The organism is Ruegeria alba (genome assembly GCF_022321465.1).
GTDB classification, from domain to species: domain Bacteria; phylum Pseudomonadota; class Alphaproteobacteria; order Rhodobacterales; family Rhodobacteraceae; genus Ruegeria_B; species Ruegeria_B alba.
In genome coordinates this window covers 37,190-48,759 of the sequence record NZ_JAKOEM010000026.1, presented here as the reverse complement: position 1 = coordinate 48,759, position 11,570 = coordinate 37,190, and the positions used below count along the sequence as shown (strand labels likewise).

Genomic DNA, 11,570 nt, shown 5'->3' with positions numbered 1-11,570 from the left:
GTCGAGAACATCTGAACGCCCTCGCCCGTGGCGGTGTCGGCGCCCGAGGCCTGGCAGCTGGTCGAGAACATCTGAACGCCCTCGCCCGTGGCGGTGTCGGCGCCCGAGGCCTGGCAGCTGGTCGAGAACATCTGAACGCCCTCGCCCGTGGCGGTGTCGGCGCCCGAGGCCTGGCAGCTGGTCGAGAACATCTGAACGCCCTCGCCCGTGGCGGTGTCGGCGCCCGAGGCCTGGCAGCTGGTCGAGAACATCTGAACACCCTCGCCCGTGGCGGTGTCGGCGCCCGAGGCCTGGCAGCTGGTCGAGAACATCTGAACGCCCTCGCCCGTGGCGGTGTCGGCGCCCGAGGCCTGGCAGCTGGTCGAGAACATCTGAACGCCCTCGCCCATCATTGCGCGTGCCGAGGTTATCGGCGCGGAGCCGGACGAGAACATTTCCGTTACGTCGCCATCCATCATGCTGGCACCGTCTTTGTTTTCGCCTTGGATTTGGTTGATCTTGAGCATGGCAGTCATTGGTCTGTCCCCCAGAGTTGGTGTTGATGACCCCCTCACGGTTGCAGGACCGACGGCTCTCGAAAAGATATTTTTCAATCATGCGTTGCAAAATAATGAGTTATCCACATTAAGGAAATGAGGCAAAAATAAGTCATTCAACAAAATTGCAGGCCACGGAAATCATTGAAAAATTTTTATCCACAACCCGAAAATTCAGCGAATTGGGGCGAAAGTTCGGCAACTTCACAGCGAATCGGAGGGACGGATTCGCCCGAACTTGCCGATCTGCGGGTTCTTGCATCGCTTGCCCCCGCCGCCGGGATCGGGGATAGATCGGGGCAAAGCCAGCACGGGGGACCCGGACATGAAGATCGCCACGTTCAACATCAACGGGATCAAGGCCCGCGCCGAGGCGCTTCCAAACTGGCTGGACAGCGCCCAACCCGATGTGGTGCTGCTGCAAGAGATCAAGTCGGTGGACGAGGCTTTCCCCCGCGATCTGTTCGAAGAGCGCGGGTATAACGTGGAAACACATGGCCAGAAAGGCTTCAACGGGGTGGCGATCCTGTCGAAGCTTCCGCTCGAGGATGTCTCGCGCGGGCTACCGGGCGACGAGAGCGACGAACAGGCGCGCTGGATCGAGGCCACGGTGGTGGGCAAACAGGCGCTGCGGGTCTGCGGGCTTTACCTGCCCAATGGCAACCCGGTCGAACTGGCCGAGGATGGCAGCCCGGTGCCGGGCGGCAAGTACGACTACAAGCTGCGCTGGATGGAGCGGCTGCGGACCCGCGCGGCAGAGCTGTTGGCGGCAGAGGAACCGGCGCTGATGGCGGGGGATTACAACATCATCCCGCAAGCCGAAGACGCCAAGCGTCCCGAGGCCTGGCGCGAGGACGCGCTGTTCCGGCCCGAAAGCCGCGCCGCCTTTCGCCGTATCCTGAACCTGGGCTTTACCGAGGCGTTCCGAGCACGGGTGCAGGGACCGGGGCATTATTCGTTCTGGGACTATCAGGCCGGCGCCTGGAACCGCAATGACGGTATCCGCATCGACCATTTCCTTCTGACCCCGCAGGCCGCCGACCTGATGCGCGATTGCGGCATCGACAAGGAGGTGCGCGGCAGGCACAAGCCATCCGATCACGTGCCGGTCTGGGTCGAGCTGGATATCTGAGCCGTACGGTTGTTTGGGGGCGCTGCCCCCGCCGCGCAAGCGCGTCTCCCCCGAGGTATTTGGGAACAGAAGAAGAGAGGGCCGTTTACGCGCCCATTGTCACGTCGTGGCGGTAGAGCCAGTCGAACTGGCGCACCATGCGGGCGGGCGCCAGCCTGCCGCCAAGTGACAGGGCCAGATGCGCGGGGCCGCGCAACGGGCTGCGCAGGTGGTATTTCCAGGCATTGCTGTTTGCCGCCGCGATCACCCGGCGGGCGCGGGCCTGACGGCGGGCCTGATAGGCGGCCAGCCCCAGCTCGATCCCCGGCGCCTTGCCCAGTTCATCGGCCAGCACCCAGGCGTCTTCGAGCGCCATATTGGCGCCCTGTGCCATGAAAGGCAGCGTCGGGTGGGCCGCGTCGCCGACCAGAGTGACCCGGCCCCGATGCCAGGTTTCCGCCACCGGGTGGCGGAACAGGCCCCAAAGGCCCGGCGCGCTGACCTGCGCCAGCAGGGCGGCGGGCAGGCCGCCGAAATCTGCAAACGCGGCGCGTAGGTTGGCGGGGTCGTCGGACTGGCTCCAGCTTTCGGCGGTCCAGTCGGCGCGTTCCTGCACCGCGACCAGATTGACCAGGCTTCCACCCCGCAGCGGGTAGCAGACCAGATGCCGCCCGGGGGCCATGAACACGTGCGCCTCGTCCGGTAGGTTCACCATGTTCGGTACGGTGGCGCGCCACGCAACCTGACCGGTGAAGAAGGGTTTGCCCGCCCCGTTGAGCGCGGCACGCGCCCGGGAATGCAGCCCGTCGGCGCCCACCACCAGATCGGCGGTCAGATGGGCCCCGTTACACATATGCAGGACCGGCGGCGATCCGGGGTCGATGCGATCCACCTTTTGCAAGAGCCGGACATTGACGCCGGCCCGGCGCACCGCCTCGGCCAGAAGGTCGATCAGGTCCGCCCGGTGCACGAAGGCATAGCGCTGATCGCCCGCATGACGCATGAGGTCGAGCCGCACCACCTCGCCCGGACGTCGATAGTCCGAGAGCACCACGGCCCGGCCGCGCACCGAGGCCCGCTCGAAATCCGCCCCCAGACCCAGCGCACCCAAGACAGCGGCTCCATTGGGGCTGACCTGGATACCGGCGCCCACCTCTTCGATGGCATTTGCCTGTTCCAGCACGGTGACATCGGCGCCGCGCGCCTTGAGCGCCAGCGCCGCAGCCAACCCGCCGATTCCAGCGCCCACCACGATGATCCTGGTTCCGAACATTCCCATGCGCCCCCTTTAACGCAAAAACGCCGGGGCGAAAGGCCCCGGCGTTTCCGCTGATTGTCGCAGGTCGCGACATCAATCGTCGCGATGCACTTTCTCGCGGCGCTCATGGCGTTCCTGCGCCTCGAGCGTCATGGTCGCGATCGGGCGTGCATCCAAACGTTTGAGCGAAATCGGATCGCCGGTGACCTGGCAGTAGCCGTATTCACCTTCGTCGATGCGACGCAGCGCGGCATCGATCTTGGCAACCAGCTTGCGCTGACGGTCACGGGTTCTGAGTTCCAGCGCTCGGTCCGTTTCTTCGCTGGCGCGGTCGGCCACGTCGGGAATGTTGCGTGTGCCGTCCTGCAACCCTTCGATCGTGTCGCGGCTGCCCGCCATCAATTCGTGTTTCCAGTTGATCAGCTTGCGACGGAAATACTCAAGCTGACGATCATTCATGAATGGCTCGTCTTCGGCCGGGCGATAGTCTTCCGGCAGAAAGGATTCCGGCTTCATCTTTGCTCCCTCGGTCTGGCCTACAACGTCCGCTTTGGTAACTGGTTCAGACATTCGGCTCCCCCTTCTGCCGCAGCGTTTATCTGACGAACCGGGGAATGTCACTACACAAAGACATGCGAAAGAGCCCAATTTCCCGCCCTAGTCAGCAATTGATCAAACGACCCAAAATCTATGCCCAACCTCTTGAAATTTAGTGAGTTCCTGAGGGTTGTGTGAATGTTGGCATCGACATGACGTTACGACATATGGAGTCGAAGGGCGCATTTTCTCAATCTTTGACGTGGAAACAGGGTGTTTCCAACCTTCTCAACGACGCCGCGGCGCGCCTTGCCAAAGCGGAGCGCGCGCTTTACCTCAGGGCCGAGCACGCTAGGACGAGGACCGCCATGACCGCACGTTTTCAGGGAACCGCTGAATATGTGGCCACCGACGATCTGACGATCGCGGTGAACGCCGCCGTGACGTTGGAGCGACCGCTGCTGGTCAAAGGCGAACCGGGCACCGGCAAGACCGAGCTGGCCAAACAGGTCGCGGGCGCCCTGGGCCTGCGGATGATCGAGTGGAACGTGAAATCCACCACCCGCGCACAACAGGGCCTGTATGAGTATGACGCGGTCAGCCGTCTGCGCGACAGCCAGCTGGGCGAGGAGCGCGTGCATGATGTGAGCAACTACATCAAGAAGGGCAAGCTGTGGCAGGCTTTTGACGCGGACGAGAAAGTGGTGCTGTTGATCGACGAGATCGACAAGGCCGATATCGAGTTTCCCAACGACCTGCTGCAGGAGCTCGACAAGATGGAGTTCCATGTCTACGAGACTGGCCAGACCATCCGCGCCCGGCAGCGCCCCATCGTCATCATCACCTCGAACAACGAAAAGGAACTGCCCGACGCGTTTCTGCGGCGCTGTTTCTTTCACTATATCCGTTTCCCTGACGAGGCCACCATGCGCCGCATCGTCGAGGTGCATCACCCCGGCATCAAGGAGGCGCTGCTGACCGCCGCTCTGACCCAGTTCTACGAGATTCGCGAGACGCAGGGGTTGAAGAAGAAACCTTCGACGTCCGAGGTGATCGACTGGCTGAAACTGCTGCTGGCCGAGGATTTGAGCGCCGAGGATCTGCGCCGCGACGGGGCCAATGCGCTGCCGAAACTGCATGGTGCGCTGCTCAAGAACGAGCAGGATGTGCACCTGTTCGAACGGCTGGCCTTCATGGCACGCGGTAAACGCTGATTCAGGCCAGATTAGCAACAAAATGCGGGCGGTTCGTTCCGAACCGCCCTTTTTGTTTCCAAAAAATTGGTAAACAGAGCCTTAAATGGCCTTCACGCGCTTGCTTCGAGAAGGCTGCGGATGCCACCATGTTCCTATTGCGGCGGTAACCAATCACCGCGCAATAGATTGACAGGTTTGGTATCATTGAGCAGCAGTAAGAGAATGACAGTCAAAAGCGCCTTTTCCCGCACCATCTCCCGCCCGCTTGTCAGGGCGCTTGCCCTGGTCTCGGGCCTTGGCCTTGCTGCCTGTGATACCGTCCCGCTCGAGGATACGCCGACCCGCGCGCAGACGCCCGGCCTGTCGCTGGAGCCGATGAAGAGCTTTGGCACCACACGGGTGCAGCCGCCGCAACGATCGAACGGCAATATCGCCGCCGATTTCCTGGCCCTGCATTTCCAGCTGGAAAGCGGGCGCGACCTGCCGGTGTTTACCCGGTTCGAGACCCCGATCACCGTGCGCGTGACCGGCTCGCCGCCCGCAAGCCTGCAACCGGACCTGACCCGGCTGCTGGGGCGCCTGCGCGGTGAGGCCGGGATCGACATCCGTCAGGTCAGCGACGCCAGCGCCAATATCACCATCGAGGCCGTCAGCCGCGAGGAGATCGGCCGCGCCCTGCCCCATGCCGCCTGTTTCGTGGTTCCCAACGTATCCAGCCTGGCCGAATTCCGCCGTGACCGCCGCAAGGACAAGACCAACTGGGCCAACCTGCGCAAGCGCGAGCGGCTTGGCATCTTCGTGCCCTATGACAGCAGCCCGCAGGAATTGCGCGACTGCCTGCACGAGGAGCTGGCGCAGGCGATCGGGCCGCTCAACGACCTCTACCGCCTGCCGGATTCGGTATTCAACGACGACAATATCCACACCATCCTGACCGGGTTCGACATGCTGGTGCTGCGTGCCACCTATGCGCCGGAACTGCGCAGCGGCATGAGCCAGGCGCAGGTCGCCGCGGTGCTGCCCGACCTGCTGGGTCGGCTCAACCCGCGCGGCGTCACCGTTGCCGCGCAACCGGTCGTGTCGACCCCGCGCGCCTGGATCGATCAGGTACAGGCCGCGCTTGGCCCCGGAACGGCCTATCAGGCCCGGCTGGACGCCGCCAACCGAGCCGCGCAGATGGCCCAGTCCTGGGGCTGGGTGGACCAGCGCCGCGCCTTTGGCCACTACATGCTTGGCCGGATGCTGCAAACCGCCGATCCCGATCTGGCACAGCGGCATTTCACGACCGCCATGCAGGTGCTGCAATCGACACCGGGCACCCGGCTGCATCAGGCCTATGTGACCACCCAGACCGCCGCCTTTGCCATCTCGCGCGGCGATGGTGCCGGGGCGCTGGCCCAGCTGCGCCCGATGCGTGACGTCGCCGCTCAGGCCGAGAATGCCGCGCTGCTGGCCACCCTCATGATGCTCGAGGCCGAGGCGCTGACCCTGTTGGGCAAAACCGACGCGGCCCGCGACCTGCGGCTGGACAGTGTCGGCTGGGCGCGGTACGGGTTCGGCTCGGACTGGGCGGTTCGGGCCAAGATGCAGGAGATCGCGGCCCTGAACCCCCGCAACGCACTGGGCGGGTAAGAACGCATGATTGTCATCGCAGCGGCGCTGTTCGGCGCCTTGCTTGGCGGGCTGACCGCCAAGCGACGTAACGGCACAACCGCGGATATCGCGCAATATGCTGCGGGCTACGCGATTGCCTTCGCGCTCCTCGGGATGATAGCAACATTGGTGATCCACCGTCTGATGGTCTGAGCCGATGTTCCTGCCCTTTTTCGAGAATTTGCGCAAAGCCGGGGTGCCGGTGTCGCTGCGCGAATACCTGACCTTTCTCGAAGGCATGAAAAAGGGGCTGGCGACCTACGATGTCGAGGCCTTCTATTACCTGGCCCGCGTGTCGATGGTGAAGGACGAGCGCAATATCGACAAGTTCGACCGCGCCTTTGCCGCCAGTTTCAAGGGGCTCGAAGAGATCACCTTTGAGCAGGTGATGGAGGCCGTGGACATCCCCGCCGACTGGCTGGAGAAGATGGCCGAGAAACACCTGTCGCCCGAGGAAAAGGCCGAGATCGAGGCGCTGGGCGGGTTCGACAAGCTGATGGAGACGCTGCGCGAGCGGCTCAAGGAACAACAGGGCCGCCACCAGGGCGGCAACAAGTGGATCGGCACAGCCGGCACCTCGCCCTTTGGCGCCTATGGCTACAACCCCGAAGGGGTGCGGATCGGCCAGAAGGAAAGCCGCCACCAGCGCGCGGTCAAGGTCTGGGACAAGCGCGAGTTCAAGAATCTCGACGACACGGTCGAACTGGGCACCCGCAACATCAAGGTGGCGCTGAAACGCCTGCGCCGCTGGGCGCGCGAGGGTGCGGCGATGGAGTTGGACCTGGACGGCACCATCCGCGCCACCGCCGAACACGGCTATCTGGACGTCAAGGAACGCCCCGAACGGCATAACGCGGTCAAGGTAGTGCTGTTCCTTGACGTGGGCGGCTCGATGGACCCGCATGTGAAAGTGGTGGAAGAGCTGTTTTCGGCGGCGCGTGCCGAGTTCAAGCATCTGGAATATTACTACTTTCACAATTGCCTCTACGAAGGCGTCTGGCGCGACAACCGTCGCCGCTGGGATGCGCAGATCCCCACCCATGAGGTGCTGCGCACCTATGGGCCCGATTACAAATGCATCTTCGTGGGCGATGCCTCGATGAGCCCCTACGAAATCGCCTATCCCGGCGGTGCCAACGAGCATTGGAATCAGGAGGCGGGCCAGGTCTGGCTGGCACGCGCGCGCGAGCAATGGGCCAGCAACCTCTGGATCAACCCGGTGCCCGAGAAATACTGGGACTATACCCATTCGATCGGCATGATCCGCGAGATATTCGAGGACCGTATGGTGCCGATGACCCTGTCGGGGCTGGAACAGGGCATGCGGGTACTGACCCGCTGACCACCAGCTGCGCGGCGGCCAGCGGCTTCATGCGTTCAGTACACGACCCCGGCACAAACCGGTTCGCCGGTCTCGGTGGTGGACAGGCTATAGCCTTCGGGACAGACCGGATTGCCCAGTTTGTCGAATGAGGGGGCTTCAAGGATCTGTACCGGCTCGGGCTCAGGCTCGGAACAGCCCATCAGCGGAAGCGCAAAGGCAATCAAAAGGGTCAATCTGGTCGTCATCGCTCGTGGTTCCTCGCATCAAGATGTGCGGCTGCATCGGGCCGCCCGTGGCACGCTAGGCGCGCACGGCCCGAACCGACAAGCGCCGCAATAGGGACGCGGCTAAACCGGCGGAAACCCTGTCTGCGATGCCAGTTGCGGGGGCAGAACTCTGCCCAGGATGGCGCCCTGCCCACCGGGCCGACCCGTCATCGGCGGCTTGCCGCTTGCCCCCGTCGCCGGAACGCCCCATATCTGATCCATGTTGCGCGTCACCCCGATCCTGCTGGCGGTTCTCTACGCCTTTGCGATGTACCATTTCTCGGCCTGGCGGACCCGGCGCGAGCTGGATGCCCGCTCGACCGAGCTGGCCGACCCGGCGCTGAAACGGCTGACCGACCGGCTGGCGGCGGCGCTGGGCGTGGCGCGGGTGCCGGTGCATATCTATGAAATCGACCCGGTCAACGGGTTGGCCGCGCCTGACGGGCGCATCTTCATCACCCGCGGCTTCTACCGCAAATATCAAAGCGGCGAGGTCACCGGCGAAGAGCTGACCTCGGTCATTGCGCATGAGCTGGGGCATGTGGCGCTGGGCCATTCGCGGCGCCGGATGATCGACTTTTCCGGCCAGAACGCCATGCGCACCGCGCTGGCCATGCTGCTGGGCCGGTTCATCCCCTTTTTCGGGGTCTGGATCGCCAATATGCTGACCACCCTGCTTGCCGCACGACTAAGCCGCGCCGACGAATATGAGGCCGACGCCTATGCCGCCGCCCTGCTGACCAAGGCCGGCATCGGTGTGGCGCCGCAAAAGGCGCTGTTTCACAAGCTTGACGCGCTCACTGCCCAGCGCGCCGGGGTGGCGCCCGCATGGCTGCTCAGTCATCCCAAAACCGCCGAGCGCATCGCCGCGCTTGACCGGCTCGAAGCGCGCTGGCAGGCGCATTGATCCTCAGGACCGACCCGCATGCTCTATTCCCTGCTCGACCTCGCCCCGGTGCCCGAGGGCAGCGATATTCCCCAGGCGCTGGCCAACAGCGGCGATCTGGCCGCCCATGCCGAGGCGTTGGGGTATCATCGTTACTGGCTGGCCGAGCATCACAACATGCCCGGCATCGCCAGCGCCGCGACCGCGGTGCTGATCGGCCATATCGCCAGCCGGACCAAGTCCATGCGGATCGGCGCGGGCGGCATCATGCTGCCCAATCATGCGCCTTACATGGTGGCCGAGGCCTTTGGCACGCTGGCGTCGCTCTATGGCGACCGCATCGACCTGGGGCTGGGGCGGGCGCCCGGGACCGATATGGCGACCGCCCGCGCCTTGCGCCGGGGTCTGTCACAACAGGACAGTTTCCCTCAGGATGTGATCGACCTGATCGGCTTTCTCGGGCCCGAGGATCCAGAGGCACGGGTGCGCGCCTTTCCCGGCCAGAACACCCATGTGCCGGTCTGGATCCTGGGGTCCAGCCTCTATGGCGCGCAACTGGCGGCTCAACTGGGCCTGCCATATGCATTTGCCTCGCATTTCGCGCCGCAGGCGCTGGAGGAGGCGCTGGAGATCTATCGCCGCAGCTTCCGCCCCTCGCTCTATCTGGATCACCCCCATGCGATGATGGCGATCAATGTCTTTGCCGCCGAAACCGACGCTGAAGGGGTACGCCTGCGCACCACCATGCAACAGGCCTTTGCCCGGCTCAGGCTGGGGCGGCCCGGCAAACTGCCGACGCCGGTTGACGATATCGCCGCGCATCTGGATCGCGCCACGCTGGCCGGGGTGAATGCCGCGCTCAGCGTTTCGGCGGTGGGCAGCCCCGAGATGGTGCGCGCCGACCTGACCCGCATCATCGACCGTTATCAGCCCGACGAAGTGATCCTGACCGGGCAGATTCACGATCACACCGCGCGCAAACGTTCGTTCGAAATCGCGGCCGGGATCCTGCGCTCACTCTGAGCGGTGGTGTTCCAGCGCCTTGCCCAACCGAGGCAGCCGCGCCTTTTTCATCAGACTGCGGAGGGTCCATGTCTCGCCCGACAGACGGTTGGCCTCATCCAGCACTTTTTCGGCCATGAGGGCCATATTGTCCGGGTCATCTTTGAAAAACTGCAAAAGGAACGCATCCGGGTCGATCCGCTCCAGCCCTTCCTCGGCCAGGATGTTGCGCGGGAAATCGGCCCGGTTGAGGGTCACGATCACCTCCGCAGATCCGGCGATGGCCGTGGCCAGCACATGGATATCCGCCGGATCGGGCAGCCACAGCCGTGCCTCGACACCAGGCGCGGGCGGCAGCTCGGCCCTGGGCCAGGCGGCGCGGGTCAGGGCGATCTCGGCGCGCGCCTGCGCCTCGCCCGCCGGTCCCAGCTTGACCGCCGCACGCGCCCATTCCTCCAAAATGCGGGCCGACCAGAGCGGGGTGAAATGCCCCAGCCGCGCCGCACCCAGCAGCATCTCGCGCATGACCGTGGGGTAGATCACGCAAGTGTCGAGCACCGCTTTCACAGCCGGAAGAACACCGCCTTGAGATAGCCGCTCTCGGCCAGTTGCGGCAATTGCGGATGATCCGGCCCTGCAAAGCCGGTATGGATCAGCTGCGCGCTGCGCCCGGCGCGGCCGATGCCGCGCACGCTGGCCTCGCGGAACCGCGACAGGTCGGCGGCATGCGAGCAGGAGCAGAGACCCAGATAGCCACCCGGTCGCACCAGCGCCGCAGCCAGCCGCGCCACCCGTTCATAAGCGCGCAACCCCGCGTCCAGCGCCTGTTTCGAGGGCGCAAAGGCGGGCGGATCGCAGATCACCACGTCAAATGTCTCACCTTCCTCGGCCAGCGCGGTCAACACGTCGAACGCATCGCCCTGCCGCGTCTCGAACCGCCCGGCCAGACCCGAGGCCAGCGCCCCCTGTTCGGCCAAGGCCAGCGCCGGGGCCGAGCCATCGACCGCCAGCGCGCTTCCGGCGCCGCCGGCCAGCATCGCCAGCGCAAAGCCGCCCACATGAGAGAACACGTCGAGCACCCGCGCACCCTGCCCCGCCAGCCGCTGGGCAAAGGCATGGTTGGGGCGCTGGTCGAAGAACAGGCCGGTTTTCTGGCCACCGGTCAGATCGGCCATATAGGTGGCGCCGTTCATCGGCACAGGAACCGGCGCCACTGGCGCCGCCCCCGCCAGCACCGCGTTCTTGTCATCCAGCCCTTCGAGAGACCGCGTCCGGCCCGAAGCATTCTTCAGAACCGTGTTCACGCCGGTCACCTTGATCAGTGCCGCGCTCAGCAGCTCCAGATGCGCCTCGGCCCAGGCGGCATTGGGCTGGATCACGCAAGCCTCGCCGAACCGGTCGATGATCACACCTGGGAAGCCATCGGCCTCGGCATGAACGAGCCGGTAAAAGGGCGCGTCAAACAGGCGTTCGCGCAGTGCCAGCGCCCGGGTCAGACGCGCCTCGAACCAGGCGGCGTTCAACTCTGCCTGCGGGTCGCGGTCCAGCATCCGGGCGAGGATGCGCGAGCCGGGATTGACCGCAACCAGTCCCAGGGGCGCGCGGTTGTCATCCTCGAGCACCGCCACGGTACCGGGGGCGATCTTGCGGGTACGGCGGTCGGTGACCACCTCGTTGTCGAACACCCAAGGCGCCCCGTGACGGATGGCACGGGCGTTGGCCTTGGGCTTCAGGCGGATGCGGGGACGGTCAAAAACGTCAGAGGGCGCTGTCATGAGCGCCCTCTTAATCTCATTCCCGT

At 64.7% G+C, this 11,570-nt stretch carries 13 protein-coding genes; 7 read left to right on the top strand and 6 right to left on the bottom strand.

What is annotated here, in order from left to right; translation table 11 throughout:
• The coding region (locus MB818_RS19715) for a DUF6749 family protein (protein ID WP_238906134.1) at window positions 1-515 on the bottom strand (515 nt) is incomplete at its 3' end.
• A 346-nt stretch (window positions 516-861) separates the two neighbouring features.
• On the opposite strand from MB818_RS19715, the gene xth reads away from it, so the two are divergent.
• The gene (xth, locus tag MB818_RS19710) at window positions 862-1,668 is read left to right on the top strand and encodes an exodeoxyribonuclease III (protein ID WP_238906133.1); all 807 of its coding nucleotides are present in this window, start codon (window positions 862-864) and stop codon (window positions 1,666-1,668) included.
• A gap of 85 nt (window positions 1,669-1,753) precedes the next feature.
• Here xth and MB818_RS19705 read toward each other — a convergent pair whose 3' ends face one another.
• Window positions 1,754-2,920 carry an FAD-dependent monooxygenase gene (locus MB818_RS19705; protein WP_234176033.1) on the bottom strand — a complete coding sequence of 389 codons (1,167 nt, stop codon included), beginning with the start codon at window positions 2,918-2,920 and terminating at the stop codon, window positions 1,754-1,756.
• 78 nt (window positions 2,921-2,998) lie between these two features.
• A complete protein-coding gene (dksA, locus tag MB818_RS19700; RefSeq protein ID WP_234136291.1) occupies window positions 2,999-3,421 on the bottom strand; it encodes an RNA polymerase-binding protein DksA in 423 nt (140 codons plus the stop codon).
• 389 nt (window positions 3,422-3,810) lie between these two features.
• Between dksA and MB818_RS19695 the strand changes: the two genes are divergently transcribed.
• The 4 genes from MB818_RS19695 to MB818_RS19680 all read left to right on the top strand — a co-directional run bounded on the left by MB818_RS19695 (window position 3,811) and on the right by MB818_RS19680 (window position 7,633).
• Window positions 3,811-4,656 carry an AAA family ATPase gene (locus MB818_RS19695; RefSeq protein ID WP_234136290.1) on the top strand — a complete coding sequence of 282 codons (846 nt, stop codon included), beginning with the start codon at window positions 3,811-3,813 and terminating at the stop codon, window positions 4,654-4,656.
• A 204-nt stretch (window positions 4,657-4,860) separates the two neighbouring features.
• Complete coding sequence (locus MB818_RS19690; protein ID WP_234215920.1) at window positions 4,861-6,270, top strand: DUF2927 domain-containing protein; 1,410 nt, start codon at window positions 4,861-4,863, stop codon at window positions 6,268-6,270.
• A gap of 6 nt (window positions 6,271-6,276) precedes the next feature.
• Window positions 6,277-6,444, top strand: coding sequence for a hypothetical protein (locus MB818_RS19685; RefSeq protein ID WP_011048221.1), 168 nt, complete (start codon window positions 6,277-6,279; stop codon window positions 6,442-6,444).
• 4 nt (window positions 6,445-6,448) lie between these two features.
• A complete protein-coding gene (locus MB818_RS19680) occupies window positions 6,449-7,633 on the top strand; it encodes a vWA domain-containing protein (RefSeq protein WP_234162376.1) in 1,185 nt (394 codons plus the stop codon).
• Window positions 7,634-7,668: 35 nt separating this feature from the next.
• On the opposite strand, the gene MB818_RS19675 is transcribed toward MB818_RS19680, so the two are convergent.
• The gene (locus tag MB818_RS19675) at window positions 7,669-7,860 is read right to left on the bottom strand and encodes a hypothetical protein (protein ID WP_234136287.1); all 192 of its coding nucleotides are present in this window, start codon (window positions 7,858-7,860) and stop codon (window positions 7,669-7,671) included.
• A gap of 241 nt (window positions 7,861-8,101) precedes the next feature.
• Between MB818_RS19675 and MB818_RS19670 the strand changes: the two genes are divergently transcribed.
• Both MB818_RS19670 and MB818_RS19665 read left to right on the top strand, forming a co-directional pair.
• A complete protein-coding gene (locus MB818_RS19670; RefSeq protein WP_234145440.1) occupies window positions 8,102-8,788 on the top strand; it encodes a M48 family metalloprotease in 687 nt (228 codons plus the stop codon).
• 18 nt (window positions 8,789-8,806) lie between these two features.
• On the top strand, window positions 8,807-9,790 hold the full coding sequence (locus MB818_RS19665) for an LLM class flavin-dependent oxidoreductase (protein WP_238906132.1): 984 nt from the start codon (window positions 8,807-8,809) through the stop codon (window positions 9,788-9,790).
• Here the strand turns inward: MB818_RS19665 and MB818_RS19660 are convergent.
• Complete coding sequence (locus MB818_RS19660; RefSeq protein ID WP_234215922.1) at window positions 9,782-10,336, bottom strand: RSP_2648 family PIN domain-containing protein; 555 nt, start codon at window positions 10,334-10,336, stop codon at window positions 9,782-9,784. The two genes, MB818_RS19665 and MB818_RS19660, sit on opposite strands and share 9 nt — an antisense overlap.
• Window positions 10,333-11,544 (bottom strand): RSP_2647 family RNA methyltransferase, encoded by a 1,212-nt coding sequence (locus tag MB818_RS19655; RefSeq protein ID WP_238906130.1) that lies wholly within the window; start codon window positions 11,542-11,544, stop codon window positions 10,333-10,335. The genes MB818_RS19660 and MB818_RS19655 overlap by 4 nt, the downstream gene beginning before the upstream one ends.
• Window positions 11,545-11,570 lie beyond the last annotated feature (26 nt).

What these genes read in the sequence shown, in the direction of transcription:
- MB818_RS19680 (WP_234162376.1), top strand. Translation starts at nt 6,449, where the DNA reads ATGTTCCTGCCCTTTTTCGAGAATTTGCGCAAAGCCGGGGTGCCGGTG.
- MB818_RS19690 (WP_234215920.1), top strand. Translation starts at nt 4,861, where the DNA reads ATGACAGTCAAAAGCGCCTTTTCCCGCACCATCTCCCGCCCGCTTGTC.
- MB818_RS19675 (WP_234136287.1), bottom strand. Translation starts at nt 7,860, where the DNA reads ATGACGACCAGATTGACCCTTTTGATTGCCTTTGCGCTTCCGCTGATG.
- MB818_RS19655 (WP_238906130.1), bottom strand. Translation starts at nt 11,544, where the DNA reads ATGACAGCGCCCTCTGACGTTTTTGACCGTCCCCGCATCCGCCTGAAG.
- MB818_RS19695 (WP_234136290.1), top strand. Translation starts at nt 3,811, where the DNA reads ATGACCGCACGTTTTCAGGGAACCGCTGAATATGTGGCCACCGACGAT.
- MB818_RS19665 (WP_238906132.1), top strand. Translation starts at nt 8,807, where the DNA reads ATGCTCTATTCCCTGCTCGACCTCGCCCCGGTGCCCGAGGGCAGCGAT.
- MB818_RS19685 (WP_011048221.1), top strand. Translation starts at nt 6,277, where the DNA reads ATGATTGTCATCGCAGCGGCGCTGTTCGGCGCCTTGCTTGGCGGGCTG.
- MB818_RS19705 (WP_234176033.1), bottom strand. Translation starts at nt 2,920, where the DNA reads ATGTTCGGAACCAGGATCATCGTGGTGGGCGCTGGAATCGGCGGGTTG.
- MB818_RS19670 (WP_234145440.1), top strand. Translation starts at nt 8,102, where the DNA reads ATGTTGCGCGTCACCCCGATCCTGCTGGCGGTTCTCTACGCCTTTGCG.
- dksA (WP_234136291.1), bottom strand. Translation starts at nt 3,421, where the DNA reads ATGAAGCCGGAATCCTTTCTGCCGGAAGACTATCGCCCGGCCGAAGAC.
- xth (WP_238906133.1), top strand. Translation starts at nt 862, where the DNA reads ATGAAGATCGCCACGTTCAACATCAACGGGATCAAGGCCCGCGCCGAG.